Genomic DNA, 15,496 nt, shown 5'->3' on the forward strand with positions numbered 1-15,496 from the left:
TCAGAGGTCCGCGCCGATGTTGAGGTAGAACTGGTAGGACGAGTCGGGGTCGTCCAGGCCATGGGCGATGTCGACCCGCACCGGACCCACCGGCGAACGCCAGCGCAATCCGATGCCGACGCCGGTGCGCCAGTCAGGGGTGTCGTCGAAGGCCGTGCCCGAATCCACGAACACCGCCGCGCCCCAGGGACCGCTGAAGTAGTGTTCGTATTCCACGCTCGCCGTCGCCAGGTTCTTGGCGCCGGTGTAGTACTCGCCGTAGTCGTTCTCGAAGGCGGGACCGACCTCCTGGTAGGCATAGCCACGGATGCTGCCGTCGCCACCGGCGTAGAAGCGCAGGCTGGGTGGCAGCGAGACCACTTCGTCGGTATAGGTGTGGCCCGCTTCGCCGCGCACGATCAGGCGGTCGTTGTCGCCGAAACCGCGATACCAGCGGGCGATGCCGTAGAGCTGGCCGAAACTGGCATCGGACCCCACCCCCTCGACCGCGCCCTTGATGACGGTGGTGAGGCTGAAGGCGTTGCGCGGGAAGATGCGGTCGTCGGCGCGGATGTAGTGGGCGCGCAGGGACGGATGGAGGAAGGTGCCGTATTCGTAGTCGGGCAACGGGGCGAGCGCGCCGCCGCCATCGTCGGCCAGGTCGTAGCGCCAGCGCTCGCGCAGGAAGTGCAACGAGGCCGTGGCGTCCCAGTGCTCGTTGATCTGGCCGTTGCGCGAACCCACGAATTCGATCCGCCGCGAGTCGACGTAGTCGGTCTGCTCGTCCGCGTACTGCGCGCTGATCGTGTACCAGCCATCGAGCCAGGCGAAGGCCGGGATGCGGTACTGCACGGTCGCGGCCTTCTTGCGTTCGGCCCAGTCGACCTGGGTCTTGAGCTTGTGGCCGCGGTCGTTGAGGTAGCGGCGCTCGAAGCCCAGCCGGACGCCGAAGCCGTTGTCGGTGCCGTAGCTCAGGCCCGCGGTGTAGACGCTGCGCTTGGCCGGCGTGAGGGTGACCGCGACCGGCACCTCACCGTCGACCGCCGCGGCGGGATCGGGCGCGATGTCGATCGCCGAGAAATAATCCAGCGATGCCAGCGACAGCCGCAGGCGGTCGAGCTTGCCCTGGTGGTAGTAGCTGCCCTGCTCCCAGTACACCAGGCGCTCGAGGATGCCGGGACGGATGATCGTCTTGGGCGACTGCTCGAAGGTGATCGGCCCCATGTCGTAGCGAGGGCCGCTCTCCCATACCAGGTCGATGTCGGCGGCCTGTTCGGCGCGGGTGACCTCCACCCGCCGCGACAGGAACTCGGCATCGAAGTACCCACGCTCGGCCAGTCGCCGGGTGATGCGCACCTTGCTGGTCTCGTACGCCTGGTGGTCGAGGACCTCGCCGACCGCGGGCTTGAATCGCGCCAGGTCCTGCTTGAGGTAACGGTCCTTCACGCCCTCGCCGAGGATCGCGACGTCGGTCCGGCGCACGCGCACCGGTTCGCCCGGCACCACGGTGATCGTCACCGACACGGTGTCGCCATCGCGTACGCGCTCGACCGTGATCTGCGGATCGTAGTAGCCGAACGGTTCGAGCGCGGTCCGGGTCTCGTCCTCGGCTTCGCGGACCAGGAAACCCAGCCGCCGGCCGCGCATCTCCTCGCCTTCGGCGTCGACCAGCGACAGCGATTCGCGGACGTTGGCGGTCATCGCCTCGTCCAGGCCGATGACCGTCACCTCGCCCACCCTCGCCGCCATTGCCGGGCCCGCGGCAATCGACACGATCAGCAAAAGCAGGGCACGGTGGGGGATCGGCATTGGGCGAGGATACCGGGACGACGTCAAATGACCATGAATGATCGGCGCTGGGCGCGTTGCACCGGGAATGGGGAATGGGGAATGGGGAATGGGGAATGGGGAATGGGGAATGGGGCGTCGGGCGTCGGGCGTCGGGAAGCTTCACCCGTCATCCCAGCGAACGCTGGGATCCAGCCTTTGCCTTTGACTGCATCCACACGACCCCGTTCGGAGCGAGCTGCTCCACGCCGCGCAGGGTCGCCACCGCGCAGGATGGATTGCGCCAGGCGAAACCTATCAGCGATGGGGGCGATCTAAGATGGGTTTCGCCTGCGGCTCTACCCATCCTACGAATGCTGCCCCGGGACGTGAGGGGAATGGAGAACAGTCACCCGTCATCCGGGCGGACGCCGCGATCCAGCGCCTGGAGACCCGTACCGCGACGCGCCGTACAGGCGCTCGTGCCATTTCCGGAGCCCTTACCTTGAGGTCCGCGCTCCGCCTGTCCGCCCGGCCACGCCTGCGTGCCCTACGTGAGCACCGGATCACACGTGCCCGGGCGGGCGATGCCGGCCCTGCGTGCACCCGGGGGATGCACGCTGCGACATGGGCTCAGGTCGACAGATGCTCGATCGCGGCCACGCTGCCCAGGCGGTCGCTGAGCCGCTTGAGCAGGGCGAGGCGGTTTGCGCGCACGTCCAGGTCCTCGGCGTTGACCATCACGCCATCGAAGAAGGCGTCGACCTGCGGTCGCAGGCGCGCGAGGTGGTTGAGCACCGTCGCGTAGTCGCCTTTCGAAAGCGCCTGCCCGGTCTCGGCGTAGAGCACCTCCACCGCCTCGGCCAGGGCGCGCTCGGGTGCCTCGCTGAGCAGGGCGGGGTCGATGGTGCCGCCTACGGCGCCGTCGGCCTTCTTGAGGATGTTGCCGATGCGCTTGTTCGCCGCCGCCAGCGCCTCGGCTTCGGGCAACTGGGCGAAGCTGCCGATCGCGTCGATGCGACGGTCGAAGTCGTACAGCGACGCCGGGCGCTTGTCCGCGACGGCGCTGAAGTGCTGCGCGGGCACCCCCTTGTCGGCGTAGTAGCCGCGCAGGCGATCGACGATGAAGTCGTAGAGCTCGTGCGGCAGGTCTGCCGTGTCGCGGTCGGGGTGCGGCTGCACCTCGGCGGGCAACTGCGACACCGCGGCGTCGACCAGCTCGGGCAGGTCGACGTCGAAGCCACTCTCGATGAGCGTGCGCGCCAGGCCCAGCGCGTTGCGACGCAGGGCGAAGGGGTCCTTGTTGCCGGTCGGCTTGAGCCCGGCGGCGAACCCGCCAGCCAGGGTGTCAAGGCGCTCGGCGATCGCGAGCACCTTGCCCAGCGGCGAGAGCGCGATGTCGTCGCCGGCGAAACGCGGCCGGTAGGCCTCGTCAATCGCCTCGGCGACTTCGACCGCCTCGCCCGCCGCGACGGCGTAATAGCGACCGGCGATGCCCTGGAGTTCGGGGAACTCGTTGACCATGCGCGACTGCAGGTCGTTCTTCGAAAGCGCCGCTGCGCGGCGCGCGGCGGCGGGATCGGCGCCGACCGCCCCGGCCACGGCCCCGGCCAGGGCCGCCACGCGCGCGACCTTGTCGGCCACGCTGCCGAGCCGGGCCTGGTAGGTGACGCCGGCCAGGCCCTCCCCCATGGAGGGCAGGCCCTGCTTGAGGTCTTCCAGGAAGAAGAACTTGGCGTCGGCGAAGCGCGGGCGGATGACGCGTTCGTAGCCCTTGCGCACCTCGGCCTCGTCGCGGCTCTCGATGTTGGCGATGCCGACGAAATGCTCCGTCAGCTTGCCCTCGCCATCGAGGATCGGGAAGAACTTCTGGTTCGTCTCCATCGTGGTGACCAGCGCTTCGGCCGGCACCGCCAGGAACTCGTGCTCGAAGCTGCAGGCCACGCCCCTGGGCCATTCGACCAGGCCATTGACCTCCTCGAGGATGCCCGCGTCGATCCGCGCGGTGCCGCCGACGGCGCGCGCCGCCGACTCGACCTCGGCGACGATGCGCGCGCGGCGCTCATCCGGATCGACCAGCACGCGGGCGCCGCGCAGGAACTCGACGTAGTCGTCGGGCGTGCTGAACCACACCGGCTTGTCGTGCATGAAGCGGTGGCCGCGGCTCATGCGGTCGCTGCGCACGCCCATGACCTCGGCATCGACGACGTCGTTGCCGTGCAACAGCACCAGCCAGTGCACCGGGCGCGCGAAGCCATGCGCGTGCGCGCCCCAGCGCATCGGCTTGGGAATGGGCATGCCGGCCACGGCCTCGGCCACCACCTCGGGCAACAGGTCGGCGGTACGCGCACCGGCCTTGACCGCGCGGTGCACGAAACGCTCGCCCTTGTTGTCGGTGGTCCGCTCCAGGTCCTTCCAGTCGACGCCCGCCTTGGCCGCGAAGCCTTCCAGCGCGCGGGTCGGCAGGCCGTCCGCGTCCAGGGCGATGTTGACGTACGGCCCCAGTACCTCGGAGGCCTGCGCGGGCTGCTCGCTGGCGACGCCAGGCAGGTGCACGGCGAGCCGGCGCGGCGTATAGAGCGGGCGGGCGCCGGTGGCGTCGATCTCGACGCCGCGCTTGCCCAGCCCCGCGACGACGCCGTCGAAGAAGGCCCGCGCCAGGCCCGGCAGCGCCTTGACCGGCAGCTCCTCGGTGCCGATCTCGACCAGCAGGGGCTTCATCGCCTTCGCGCTCATGCCGCCACCTCCGCGCCGCCCTGGCCCCGCTTGACGCCGGGGAAGCCGAGTTTCTCGCGCTGCGCGTGGTACGCCTGGGCGACGCCCTGGGCGATCCTGCGCACGCGCAGGATGTAGCGCTGGCGCTCGGTGACGCTGATCGCGCGGCGGGCGTCGAGCATGTTGAAGCTGTGGCTGGCCTTGCAGACCTGCTCGTAGGCGGGCAGGGGCAGTTCCAGCTCGATCAGCTTCTGCGCTTCGGCCTCGCAGGCATCGAAGCGGTGGAACAGTTCGGCCACGTCGGCATGCTCGAAGTTGTAGGTGCTCTGCTCGACCTCGTTCTGGTGGTAGACGTCGCGATAGGTCACCGGCGTGCCGTCGGGGCCGTGGGTCCAGACCAGGTCGAACACGTTGTCGACGTTCTGCAGGTACATGCACAGGCGCTCGAGGCCGTAGGTGATCTCGCCCAGCACCGGCTTGCACTCCAGGCCACCGGCCTGCTGGAAGTAGGTGAACTGGGTCACCTCCATGCCGTTGAGCCAGACCTCCCAGCCCAGGCCCCAGGCGCCGAGGGTCGGCGACTCCCAGTTGTCCTCGACCAGGCGCAGGTCGTGCACCAGCGGGTCCACGCCCAGCGCCTTGAGCGAGTCGAAGTACAGCTCGACGATGTTGTCCGGGCTGGGCTTCATCGCGACCTGGTACTGGTAGTAGCGCTGCAGGCGGTTGGGGTTCTCGCCATAGCGGCCGTCGGTGGGCCGGCGGCAGGGCTGCACGTAGGCGGCGTTCCACGGCTCCGGGCCCAGCGCGCGCAGGAAGGTCGCCGGGTGGAAGGTACCGGCACCGACCTCGAGATCGAGCGGCTGGATCAGGGTGCAGCCCTGTTCCGCCCAGTACGCATTGAGGCGCTGGATGAGCTGCTGGAAGGTCGGAGCGGCGGACCGTGCGTCGGACATGCAGACAGGCCTGTCGGGAGGGCGCGTTAGTATAGCGGGCCGCCGGGGCTTGCCCTGCCCCGGGCGCCGGCCAGGAGGCATGATGATCCCAGATCCACGGGCCGGGGACGCAGTCCGCCACAACCGCCTGCCCCCCGGTCGCCTGACCCTCGACAGCGTCGCCCGCCTGCTGGCCGAAGACGGCCTGGTCGGCCCCGAGGACATGCAACGCGTGCAGTTGCCCAGCGGCGCGCGCACCGCGACCGACGTCCACCCGCTGGTGTTGCTGGCGGGGCTGAAGATGGAGTCCCGGCAGACGCCCGGCGTGGAGCTCTCCCTCGAGCGCCTGACCCGCTGGCTGGCCGATGCCACCGGCCGGCGTTACCTGCGCATCGATCCGACCCGCGTGGACGTGCCCGCGGCGACGGCGGTCATGTCGCACGCGTATGCGCGCAGGCACCGCATCCTGCCGCTGGCGGTGGATGCCGAACGGGTGCTGGTGGCGACCAGCGAACCCAATGCCGACGGCTGGCTCGAGGACATGCGCCATCTCGCGCGCCGCGAGATCGAGCTGGTCGTCGTCAACCCGCTCGACCTGCACCGCTACACCATGGAGTTCTTCGGTGTCAGCCGCTCGGTGCGCGGCGCCGACGACGGGCAGTCGATGCTGGGCAAGAGCAGCATGCCCAGCTTCGAGCAGCTGGTGGAACTGGGGCGGCTGGGCGAAGTGGGCGCCGACGACCACCACATCGTCCATATCGTCGACTGGCTGCTGCAATACGCCAACGAGCAGCGCGCCTCCGACATCCACCTGGAGCCACGGCGCACGGTCGGTCGCGTGCGCTTCCGCATCGACGGCGTCATGCACAAGGTGTTCGAGATGCCGCCGCCGGTGATGACCGCCGCGGTCAGCCGGATCAAGGTGCTCGGCCGCATGGACCTGGGCGAGCGCCGGCGCCCGCAGGACGGTCGCATCAAGACCCGCTCGCCGGGCGGCCGCGAGGTCGAGATGCGCCTGTCGACCATGCCGACCGCGTTCGGCGAGAAATGCGTGATGCGCCTGTTCGATCCGGACACCGCGCTCAAGAGCATCGACCAGCTCGGTTTCGATGCCCGGGAAGCGGCGGGGTGGAACGCCCTCGTCCAGCGCCCGCACGGCATCGTGCTGGTGACCGGCCCCACCGGCTCGGGCAAGACGACCACCCTGTACGCCACGCTCAAGCAGCTGGCCACCGACGACGTCAACGTCTGCAGCGTCGAGGACCCGATCGAGATGGTCGCCCCCGGGCTCAACCAGATGCAGGTGCAGCCGGCGATCGACCTGGACTTCGCCAGCGGCGTGCGCACCCTGCTGCGACAGGACCCGGACATCATCATGATCGGCGAGATCCGCGACCTGGAGACCGCGCAGATGGCGGTGCAGGCCGCCCTGACCGGCCACCTGGTGCTGTCGACGCTGCATACCAACGACGCGGCATCCGCCGTCACCCGCCTGCTCGACCTGGGCGTGCCGCACTACCTGATCGCCTCCACGCTCAACGGCGTGCTCGCGCAGCGCCTGGTGCGCACGCTGTGCCCGCACTGCCGGGTGCCGACGACCCTGTCGGCCGCGGACTGGGCGCCCCTGCTGGGCGAGGCGTCGCCGCCCGCGCCGGTGCACGCGCAGCGGGCCGAAGGCTGCCTGGAGTGCCGCAACACCGGTTTCCTGGGGCGGGTCGGCGTCTATGAGCTGCTGACGCTCTCCCCGGCACTGAGGCGGCATATCCAGCCGGGCATGTCGCTGGACGCCTTCGCCACCGCGGCCGCCGCCGAAGGCCTCAAGCCGCTGCGCCGCGCCGGCGCCGAGAAGGTCGCCGAGGGGGTGACGACGATCGCCGAAGTCGTCTCCGTACTGCCTCCGACCGAATGAGCGACGCGATCGCTCACGCGCGGGAGGCCTTGGCGGTACCCTGAGTCCCGCCTTTCGACGGCACCGGCCCATGGGGTCGTGCCGCCGACGCACGCCATCCCGGTGCCGGCCCGCCCCTGCGGACCGGCGCCCGCCCGTGTCCACGCCCCGCCACCGAGATCCCATCCGCCCATGTCGAACGTCCCCGCCCCCGCCCCGCGCTTTTTGATCGTCGAGACCGGCCTGCCCATCGCGCCGATGCGGCGGCACGGCGACTTCGCCCACTGGATCCGCGTCGCCGGCGGCCTGCACCGCGACGAGTCGCCGTCGGTCAACGTCGAAGCCGGCGCGTCCCTGCCCGGCCATGCCGGCCTGGCCGGGGTGATCGTGTCGGGGTCCGGCGCCATGGTCAGCGACCGCCTCGAATGGAGCGAGCGCTGCGCGGCCTGGCTGGCCGCCGCGGCGCGTGCCGGCGTGCCGATCATGGGGATCTGCTACGGCCACCAGCTGCTCGCGCACGCGCTGGGCGGCGAGGTGGGCGACCACCCCGGCGGCCGCGAGATGGGGACGATGGAAATCGTGCTCGACCCGGCCGCCGCCGACGATCCCCTGCTCGGCGCCATGCCCGCACGCTTCGACGCCCAGCTCACCCACGTGCAGAGCGTGCTGCGCCTGCCCGAAGGCGCGGTGGCGCTGGCGCGCTCCGCGCATGAGCCGGTCCAGGCCTTCCGCTGGGGCGACGCCGCCTGGGGCGTCCAGTTCCACCCCGAATTCAGCGCCACCCACATGCGCGGCTACATTCGCGCCCGGCGCACCGCCCTGCTGCGCGAATCGCTCGACGCCGACGCGTTGCTGCGCCGCGTGGGCGCCGCGCCGCAGGGACGCCGGGTGCTGCGGCGCTTCGTCCACCATGCGCGCACGCTGGCACGCGCCTGACGCCGGACGGCATCGATGCGGGGCATCAGCCACCTCACCTTCGTCGTCGCCGACCTGGAGCGGATGCGGCGCTTCCTGTGCGAAGGCCTCGGCGCGACCGAGGTCTACGACAGCGGCGGGGACACCCATTCGCTGTCGCGGGAGAAGTTCTTCCTGCTGGGCGGCGTGTGGCTGGCCGCGATGGAAGGCGAACCGCCTGCGCGGCGGTCCTACCAGCACGTCGCCTTCCGCGTCGAGGAGGCCGACCTGCCGGGCTACCGGCAACGCCTGGCGGCGATCGGCGCGGAGCTCCTGCCGCCACGGCCAAGGATCGCCGGCGAAGGCCAGTCGCTGTACGTGCACGACTTCGACAATCACCTCTTCGAGCTGCACACTGGCAGCCTGGAGGAGCGCCTGGCCAGCTACGCATCCCTGCGAGCGGACAAGCGACCCGGCTGACGTCCTCCGCCGCTCCCATCCCGTCAACTTCCCTTGTCCCGCAGAGCCACGATGAACCCCCACGACACCCCGTCGCCGATCCGGAAACTCCCCGCCAGCAATGGCGCGCAATGGCTGCTCGACGGCTTCGCGCTGCTGCGCAAGGCACCCTTGGCCCTCGGCCTGCTCGGCCTGATCTGGGGCGGGGTGTCGGCGGCGGCCTCGATCAGCGGGCAGCTGTGGCTGAGCCTGGTGCTCGCGGTGCTCGGTCCGCTGCTGTTCGGCGGCGTGGTCTATGCCGCGCGCGAGGTCGACCTGGGCCGCAGTGCCCACCCGGCGCACCTGGTCCAGGGTCTGCGCGAAGGCAAACTGGCACGCTTCCTGACCATGCTGCTGCCACAGCTCGCCGCGCTGGTCGTGCTGGCGGTGCTGCTGGTGGTGATGGTGGGCAGCGACGAACTGCAACACATGGCCGAGGTGATGGAGAAGCTGCAGGCAAGTCCCAACCCCGACCCCGCGCTGGTGCAGTCCCTGCCGGTGGGTTCGCTGTTCGCCTGGCTGGTGGCGGTGCTCGTGGTGAGCCTGGTGGCGGGTTTCTTCACCTTCATCGCGATCCCGGACGTCATGTTCACCGAACGCGGCGGCATGGCGGCAATGGGCCTGAGCCTGCGCGCCTGCCTGCGCAACATCGGCGCGGTGCTGGTGTTCATGGTGCTGTTCGTGATCGTGTTGTTCGCGCTGAGCATCGGTGTCAACATCCTCGTCGTGCTGCTGGGGTTCGCGATCGGCCAGATGCCGGCGCTCTTCATCGGCCAGCTGCTGCTGATGTCGGTGCTGCTGCCGCTGATCGGCGGGACGATCTACTCGGCCTGGCGGCACATGCTGGGCGACGCCCCGCCGCCGCTCTCGAACACCACCGGCATCGAGGCCTGAGCGCCGCTCCGGACGCGAGCCGCCGCGCCTAGCGCGGCTGCGGTACCAGCCAGCGCGAAGCGAGGATGCCCAGCTCGTAGAGGGCCATCATCGGCACGGCGAGCATGAGCTGCGAGATCACGTCGGGCGGCGTCACCACCGCGGCGACGATGAACACGCCGACGATGGCATAGCCGCGCGCTTCCCTCATCTGCGCCGGGGTGACCCAGCCCAGCAGCGAGAGGATCACCAGCGCCACCGGCAGTTCGAAGCTGAGGCCGAAGGCCAGGAAGATCACCAGCACGAAGTCGAGGTAGGCGTTGATGTCGGTCATCATCGACACGCCTTCGGGGGTGATGCCGGTGAGGAAACCGAACACCGTGGGCAGCACCAGGAAGTACGCGAACGCACAGCCCAGGTAGAACAGGCCCACCGCCGAAGCCAGCAACGGCAGGGCCAGGCGCTTCTCGCGCTGGTACAGGCCCGGCGCGACGAAGGCCCAGGCCTGGTAGAGCAGCCAGGGCATCGACAGCACCAGGGCCACGAAGAAGGCGAGCTTGAGCGGGGCGAAGAACGGCGAGGCGACCTCCACCGCGATCATGTGCGCGCCTTCCGGCAGCTTGGCCAGCAGGGGCGCGGCCAGCCAGCCGTACAGGCGGTTGGCGAAGGGCAGCATCACCAGTACCGCGGCGAGCAGGCCCAGCACGGCTCGCATGAGGCGGCTGCGCAGTTCGATCAGGTGGTCGAGCAGGCGCGGCTCGTCGGCGGGCGCGGGATCCACGCCGACGCCGTCGGTGGCGCTGGCCGGATCAGGATCGCGGTGCATGCGTGCCCTCCTCCTGCGTCCGCGCGTCCTCGCTGCCGGCGTGCGCCTCGGGGGCATCGGCGGTAGCCGGTGCGGTCGCATCGGCGTGCACCGGTTCGCCGGTCCGGGGCTCGAGACCCTCGGGTGCAGGTCCGTCGGTCGGCTCCGGCCCGGCCGATGATCCGGCGGGGGGGGCCGCGGCGGCCATGCCGCTCAGCGAGCGGCGCACCTCGCCGGTGGACGACTCCAGGTCCCGGCGCAGGGCCTCGCTGCCTTCACGCAGGGCGTCGCCGGCGTCGCGCAGGTTGTCGCGGGCATCGAGCAGGCTGCGCTTGAGTTCGTCGTCGGCCAGTTCGCGTTCGAACTCGGACTTCACCGAATACCACTGCGCGCGGGCGCGCCGCACCCACAGACCGGCGAACTTCGCGGCCCTGGGCAGGCGCTCCGGCCCGAGCACGAGCAGGGCCACCACCGCGATCACGAAGATCTCGGAAAAGCCGATGTCGAACATGGCGTCGGTGAGCCGTGGACGGGACCGCGGGGACGTCGAACGCCGCGCCTCAGCGCGGCGTGCGCTCGTCGTCGCGGGCCTGCTCGCTACGGGCCGCGCCCGGGGCGTCGGCCTCGTCCTTCGGCAGTTGCGCCGCGGGCTTGTCGTCGCTCACGCCGTCCTTGAAGCCCTTCACGGCTTCGCCGAGGTCCTTGCCGACGTTCTTCAGGCGCTTGGTGCCGAACACCAACACGACGATCAGGAGCACGACCAACCAGTGCCAGAGACTGAAACCACCCATGTGAATGCCTGCGCGTAAGGAGGGGTCAGGATACCGCAGCCGGATGACAGGCGATGGCGCCGTTCAGTGAGACGCCCGGTCCGGGACCGGCGCGAAGCCGGGACTAGCGGCCGTCGTCGGGCTCGAGCGGCAGCGGTTCGGCCTGGACGGGGCTCTCCACGGTCTCGAAGGGCGCCGGCTGCTGGCCCGCGCCCTCGACGATGGTGGTCGACCGCCCGTCGGAGCCGCGCACGGTGGTGGTCGGCATCGTGTACGAGGGCGGCGCGGCGGGCGCGGTCGCCGGCGCGGCGACGGGCGCCACGGGCACAGGCGCAGGCGCGGGCATCGGCGCGGCCGGCGCATCGCCGTCGCGGCGGTTGGCGCGGGCGATCGCGGTGGCCTCCTCCAGCTGGTCGCGGAAATCGACCACGGCATCGGACGGCGCCTGGTGGGCGCGATCCTCGAAGACCATGCGCGGGGTGGTGTCGTTGCCGTAGACAGCCTCGTTGGCGGCATCGTCGATGCTCAACACGGCGCCGTCCAGGGCGATGCCGGCGAACAGGCCGCGGGCACGCGACCAGGACCAGATCTCGGCCTTGAGCTGGCCGTCGGTGGCGGTGGAGGCGTTGCGCCCGACCGGGCCGGCGGCCACGCCGGCATCGGCGCCGAGGGTGACCTTGCCGTTGACGATCGAGTCGAGCCCACGCTGGTTGCGGAACACCAGGACCACGTCGGCGGACTGCACGCCGGCCTGGAAGCCGATGCTGCCGCCGGTGAGCTTGACGAAGCTCGGGTTCGACCAGGTGCCGTCGGGATTCTTCACCGACATCAGGCCATGGCCGCGGCGGCCGCCGAGCACGAGGCCGATCTTGAGCGTGTCGGGGACCACGACGATGCCCTTGGCCTCGTCGAGCAGCTTGTCGGGGATCGCCGACTCCGGGATTGCCTGGATATCGGTGAGCACGCGCACGGCGTTGCGCGCGCGCTCGTCCTCCTGCGGGCCGGCGATGGCGGTGGTCGCCACCCCCAGCCACAGCACGGATGCGACCAGGGCGGGGGACAGGCGGGTCATCACGTTCATGCAAGGCTCCGGGTTGGCGGCGCGGCCGGTGGCCGGCGCCTGGACGTCAGGCTCCGATTGTGGGGCAGGCGGGCGGCGGCGGAATGAATCGGCACGAAACAGTTCCGGGGCGCTCGCCCCGCGGTCGCGGTTCCATCGCGCCGGCGCCCGCGTGTCATCCTATGTCGATGACCGACACCGCGCCCTTGCCCGCTTCGCCGCTCGGCCTGCCCGACACCGCCCTGGTGGTCGTCAACCTCGGCACGCCCGACGCCGCCACGCCCGCCGCCGTCCGCCGCTACCTGGCCGAATTCCTGCACGACCATCGCGTGGTCGACATGACGCGCTGGCTGTGGTGCCCGCTGCTGCACTTCGTGATCCTGCCGCTGCGCTCGCGCCCGGTCGCGCACAAGTACGCCAGCATCTGGATCGACGGGGCCGACGGCGGCTCGCCGCTCGCGGTACACACGCGCCGGCTGGCGCGCGCGCTGCAGGCCGAACTGCCGGGGCTGCGGGTGGTCGATGCGATGCGCTACGGCCAGCCCTCGCTGGCCGACACCCTCGAGCGACTGCGCAGCGACGGCATCCGGCGCTTCGTCGTGCTGCCGCTGTATCCGCAGTACTCCACCTCCACCACGGCCTCGGTCGCGGACGTCGTCGATCGCTTCCGTGCCGGCGCCCCCGGCTGCGAGCTGCGGATGCTCGAGGACTACCACCTCGACCCGGGCTGGGTCGGTGCGGTCGCCGATGCCATCGGCAGCCATCGCGAACGCGAAGGCGCCGGCGACCACCTGCTGATGTCCTTCCATGGCTTGCCGCAGCGCTTCGTGGACCGCGGCGATCCCTACCAGGCGCAATGCGAGGCCAGCGCGGCGGCTGTCGCGGCGGCCCTCGGGCTGCCGCCCGACGCCTGGAGCCTGTCGTACCAGTCTCGCTTCGGCCGCGAACAATGGCTGTCGCCCTCGACCGAGGACACCCTCAGGGCCCTGGCGGCGCGTGGCGTGACCCGGGTCGACGTGGTCGCGCCGGGCTTCGCGGTGGATTGCATCGAAACGCTGGAAGAGATCGCGATGATGCTCGCCGAGGGCTTCGCCGCTCAGGGCGGCCAGCTGCGCTACATCCCCTGCCTCAACGCCGATGCGCGCCACGCCCGGGCGCTGGCGTCCCTGCTGCGCGCGTCCTTCCCGGACGCGGTCGCATGAGCGGCGCGCCGCTGGAGGAGATCGCCCTCGACACACCGCTCGGCCGCATGGCCGGGCTCCGCCGGGCCGGGCGCAGCGCGGACGCGCCCCGTGTACTGGCCTTGCACGGATGGCTCGACAACGCCGCCAGCTTCCTGCCGATCGCGCCCCTATTGCCCGACATCGAACTGGTCGCGCTCGACCTGCCGGGACACGGGCTCAGCGCCCATCTCGCGCCCGGCGCCGACTATTCCTTCCCCGGCGCGGTGAATGCCGTGCTCGACGCCGCCGATGCGCTGGGCTGGTCGCGGTTCTCCCTGCTCGGGCATTCGATGGGCGCGGGCATCGCCAGTCTGCTGGCGGCCGCCTGCCCGGATCGCGTCGAGCGCCTGGTGGCGATCGAGGCCCTGGGCGCCCTGGCCGAGTCGCCCGACCAGACCGCCAGCCGGATGCGCGATGCCATCACCGCCTCCCGCGCCCTGCGTGGCAAGTCGCTGCGGGTGTTCCCGGACCTGGCGCTGGCGGTACGCGCACGCGCGGCGGCGGGCACCCGGGTCGGCAGTCGCCTGGCCGAACCGGCCGCCCGCCTGCTGGTCGAGCGCGGGAGTCGCGCGGTGGAGGGCGGCTACACCTGGTCGAGCGATCCGCGCCTGACCCTGCCGACCTTCCTGCGGCCCACCGAAGCCCAGGTCAACGACCTCGTCGCCGGCATCGGATGCCCGACGCGGGTGATCTTCGCCGACCCGGCGCAGCCCTACCTGCCGGATGCGCTGCGCCGCGAGCGCACCGCGCTGCTGCCGCGGGGCGAACTCATCGTGATCGAAGGCGGCCACCACCTGCACATGGAGCAGCCCGCGGAAGTCGCCGCCGCGATCGGCGACTTCTTCTCGCGCCAGGCGTGATGTCCCAAGAGGGGGTTCCCTGCTGCGCGGAAGGGGAAGCCGGTGTCGCCAAACAGGCACCGGCCATCCGCGAAGGCAACCCCCTGCACAAGGTTTAGCGCCTCACCCCGAAAGGTCGAGAGGTACTCGTCCAGCGCCTGCAGTCGGGCGAACGCGCGGAAAGGCTGGATCCCAGCGTTCGCTGGGATGACGGAACCGGGGTGACGCGGGTGCGAGAAGATCAAGCGGCGACCGGACCCTGCGTGAGTCGACGTCTCCGGGATTCTCGAATGGATCCTCGTTGCCCCTCGGCAGCTCACCGGCGTTGCCCTTGCTGCTGACGTTGCCTTTGCTCGTCATCCCAGCGTTCGCTGGGATGACGGAACCGGGGTGACGCGGGTGCGAGAAGATCAAGCGGCGACCGGACCCTGCGTGAGTCATCGCCTCCGGGATTCTCGAATCGATCCTCGTCGCCCCTCGGCAGCTCGCCGGCGTTGCCTTTGCTGCTGACGTTGCCTTTGCTCGTCATCCCAGCGAACGCTGGGATCCAGCATTTTGCTCCACCCCGGCGACAACGCACCCGCATCGTCACGGCCGAACAGCCGTATCCGGCCCTGCCGGCGCCAGGGCCTTTATTGCCGTTCGCGGAACTGCAGGCCGACCTGCACCTCGCCGTCGTCGTCGCCATTGACCGACACCACCGCGTTGCGCTCGCCCTTCTCGAAGGCCAGCATCGCGTTGCGGGCGTCGTTCTGCATCGCCATGGTCTGGGTCCAGCCCTTGGCCTTCATCTCGGCGCTGGCCTCGTTGAACAGCGCCGTGGCGTCGCCCCGGGTGCTCAGCGACAGCACCTGCGTGCCGGCGACGTTGAGCACGCTGCGCAGCGTGTACTCGCGCGGCAGGTAGACATCGTCGGGGAACCCCTCCGGCAACGACAGGCCCTCGCCGGTGGCGACGGTGACGTCGCCTTCGTCGGTGCTGAACGTGGTCGTGTCGCCGTCGCGCTGCACCTCCACGTCCTGGCCGGTGGCGGCGCTCGCGGCGGCGGAGGCCATGCGCTCTTCGGCCGATTTCTGGCAGCCGCTGGCCAGCGCGGCCACCAGCATGGTGGCCAGCACGAGGCGGACAGGAGGGGGGATCATGATCATGCGGAAGGTCCTTGGGCGACAGCCGGGCCGCGGCGCCGAACCGCGCGGGCCGCTCTTGTCCTGTCTACGCAAAACCGCGCGCGGGCAGGCCATGCGGACGACCCC

14 protein-coding genes are annotated in these 15,496 nt (G+C 70.7%); 6 read left to right on the plus strand and 8 right to left on the minus strand.

What is annotated here, in order from left to right:
* From H4F98_RS05045 to glyQ, 3 genes are all read right to left on the minus strand, one after another.
* On the minus strand, positions 1 to 1,788 hold the full coding sequence (locus tag H4F98_RS05045) for an autotransporter assembly complex protein TamA (RefSeq protein ID WP_182685547.1): 1,788 nt from the start codon (positions 1,786 to 1,788) through the stop codon (positions 1 to 3).
* 591 nt (positions 1,789 to 2,379) lie between these two features.
* Entirely contained in the window at positions 2,380 to 4,482 is a 2,103-nt protein-coding gene (glyS, locus tag H4F98_RS05050; RefSeq protein WP_246372884.1) for a glycine--tRNA ligase subunit beta, read from the minus strand.
* Positions 4,479 to 5,414: a glycine--tRNA ligase subunit alpha gene (gene glyQ, locus H4F98_RS05055; protein ID WP_182685548.1), complete on the minus strand. Its 936-nt coding sequence runs from the start codon at positions 5,412 to 5,414 to the stop codon at positions 4,479 to 4,481. Before glyQ ends, glyS begins: the two co-directional genes overlap by 4 nt.
* Positions 5,415 to 5,496: 82 nt before the next feature.
* Between glyQ and H4F98_RS05060 the strand changes: the two genes are divergently transcribed.
* The 4 genes from H4F98_RS05060 to H4F98_RS05075 all read left to right on the plus strand — a co-directional run bounded on the left by H4F98_RS05060 (position 5,497) and on the right by H4F98_RS05075 (position 9,567).
* Positions 5,497 to 7,302 (plus strand): GspE/PulE family protein, encoded by a 1,806-nt coding sequence (locus tag H4F98_RS05060; protein ID WP_220479095.1) that lies wholly within the window; start codon positions 5,497 to 5,499, stop codon positions 7,300 to 7,302.
* A gap of 171 nt (positions 7,303 to 7,473) precedes the next feature.
* Positions 7,474 to 8,217 carry a glutamine amidotransferase gene (locus H4F98_RS05065; protein ID WP_182685550.1) on the plus strand — a complete coding sequence of 248 codons (744 nt, stop codon included), beginning with the start codon at positions 7,474 to 7,476 and terminating at the stop codon, positions 8,215 to 8,217.
* 15 nt (positions 8,218 to 8,232) lie between these two features.
* On the plus strand, positions 8,233 to 8,655 hold the full coding sequence (fosX, locus tag H4F98_RS05070; RefSeq protein ID WP_182685551.1) for a FosX/FosE/FosI family fosfomycin resistance hydrolase: 423 nt from the start codon (positions 8,233 to 8,235) through the stop codon (positions 8,653 to 8,655).
* A gap of 51 nt (positions 8,656 to 8,706) precedes the next feature.
* Complete coding sequence (locus H4F98_RS05075; RefSeq protein ID WP_182685552.1) at positions 8,707 to 9,567, plus strand: BPSS1780 family membrane protein; 861 nt, start codon at positions 8,707 to 8,709, stop codon at positions 9,565 to 9,567.
* Between the two features lie 28 nt (positions 9,568 to 9,595).
* Here H4F98_RS05075 and tatC read toward each other — a convergent pair whose 3' ends face one another.
* From tatC to H4F98_RS05095, 4 genes are all read right to left on the minus strand, one after another.
* Positions 9,596 to 10,372, minus strand: a complete 777-nt coding sequence (tatC, locus tag H4F98_RS05080) for a twin-arginine translocase subunit TatC (RefSeq protein WP_182685553.1) — start codon at positions 10,370 to 10,372, stop codon at positions 9,596 to 9,598.
* A complete protein-coding gene (gene tatB / locus H4F98_RS05085) occupies positions 10,356 to 10,862 on the minus strand; it encodes a Sec-independent protein translocase protein TatB (RefSeq protein ID WP_182685554.1) in 507 nt (168 codons plus the stop codon). Before tatB ends, tatC begins: the two co-directional genes overlap by 17 nt.
* 49 nt (positions 10,863 to 10,911) lie before the next feature.
* Positions 10,912 to 11,142: a Sec-independent protein translocase subunit TatA gene (tatA, locus tag H4F98_RS05090; protein ID WP_141518324.1), complete on the minus strand. Its 231-nt coding sequence runs from the start codon at positions 11,140 to 11,142 to the stop codon at positions 10,912 to 10,914.
* A gap of 103 nt (positions 11,143 to 11,245) precedes the next feature.
* A complete protein-coding gene (locus tag H4F98_RS05095) occupies positions 11,246 to 12,193 on the minus strand; it encodes a lipid-binding SYLF domain-containing protein (protein ID WP_182685690.1) in 948 nt (315 codons plus the stop codon).
* Positions 12,194 to 12,369: 176 nt separating this feature from the next.
* On the opposite strand from H4F98_RS05095, the gene hemH reads away from it, so the two are divergent.
* Entirely contained in the window at positions 12,370 to 13,383 is a 1,014-nt protein-coding gene (gene hemH, locus H4F98_RS05100) for a ferrochelatase (protein ID WP_182685692.1), read from the plus strand.
* 11 nt (positions 13,384 to 13,394) lie between these two features.
* Positions 13,395 to 14,264, plus strand: coding sequence for an alpha/beta fold hydrolase (locus H4F98_RS05105; protein WP_425487573.1), 870 nt, complete (start codon positions 13,395 to 13,397; stop codon positions 14,262 to 14,264).
* Positions 14,265 to 14,875: 611 nt separating this feature from the next.
* Here H4F98_RS05105 and H4F98_RS05110 read toward each other — a convergent pair.
* Positions 14,876 to 15,391 carry a hypothetical protein gene (locus H4F98_RS05110; protein WP_182685555.1) on the minus strand — a complete coding sequence of 172 codons (516 nt, stop codon included), beginning with the start codon at positions 15,389 to 15,391 and terminating at the stop codon, positions 14,876 to 14,878.
* Positions 15,392 to 15,496 lie beyond the last annotated feature (105 nt).

This window comes from Marilutibacter spongiae, from assembly GCF_014145325.1.
Lineage (GTDB): Bacteria > Pseudomonadota > Gammaproteobacteria > Xanthomonadales > Xanthomonadaceae > Marilutibacter > Marilutibacter spongiae.

What these genes read in the sequence shown, in the direction of transcription:
- H4F98_RS05045 (WP_182685547.1), bottom strand. Translation starts at nt 1,788, where the DNA reads ATGCCGATCCCCCACCGTGCCCTGCTTTTGCTGATCGTGTCGATTGCC.
- glyS (WP_246372884.1), bottom strand. Translation starts at nt 4,482, where the DNA reads ATGAGCGCGAAGGCGATGAAGCCCCTGCTGGTCGAGATCGGCACCGAG.
- glyQ (WP_182685548.1), bottom strand. Translation starts at nt 5,414, where the DNA reads ATGTCCGACGCACGGTCCGCCGCTCCGACCTTCCAGCAGCTCATCCAG.
- H4F98_RS05060 (WP_220479095.1), top strand. Translation starts at nt 5,497, where the DNA reads ATGATCCCAGATCCACGGGCCGGGGACGCAGTCCGCCACAACCGCCTG.
- H4F98_RS05065 (WP_182685550.1), top strand. Translation starts at nt 7,474, where the DNA reads ATGTCGAACGTCCCCGCCCCCGCCCCGCGCTTTTTGATCGTCGAGACC.
- fosX (WP_182685551.1), top strand. Translation starts at nt 8,233, where the DNA reads ATGCGGGGCATCAGCCACCTCACCTTCGTCGTCGCCGACCTGGAGCGG.
- H4F98_RS05075 (WP_182685552.1), top strand. Translation starts at nt 8,707, where the DNA reads ATGAACCCCCACGACACCCCGTCGCCGATCCGGAAACTCCCCGCCAGC.
- tatC (WP_182685553.1), bottom strand. Translation starts at nt 10,372, where the DNA reads ATGCACCGCGATCCTGATCCGGCCAGCGCCACCGACGGCGTCGGCGTG.
- tatB (WP_182685554.1), bottom strand. Translation starts at nt 10,862, where the DNA reads ATGTTCGACATCGGCTTTTCCGAGATCTTCGTGATCGCGGTGGTGGCC.
- tatA (WP_141518324.1), bottom strand. Translation starts at nt 11,142, where the DNA reads ATGGGTGGTTTCAGTCTCTGGCACTGGTTGGTCGTGCTCCTGATCGTC.
- H4F98_RS05095 (WP_182685690.1), bottom strand. Translation starts at nt 12,193, where the DNA reads ATGACCCGCCTGTCCCCCGCCCTGGTCGCATCCGTGCTGTGGCTGGGG.
- hemH (WP_182685692.1), top strand. Translation starts at nt 12,370, where the DNA reads ATGACCGACACCGCGCCCTTGCCCGCTTCGCCGCTCGGCCTGCCCGAC.
- H4F98_RS05110 (WP_182685555.1), bottom strand. Translation starts at nt 15,391, where the DNA reads ATGATCATGATCCCCCCTCCTGTCCGCCTCGTGCTGGCCACCATGCTG.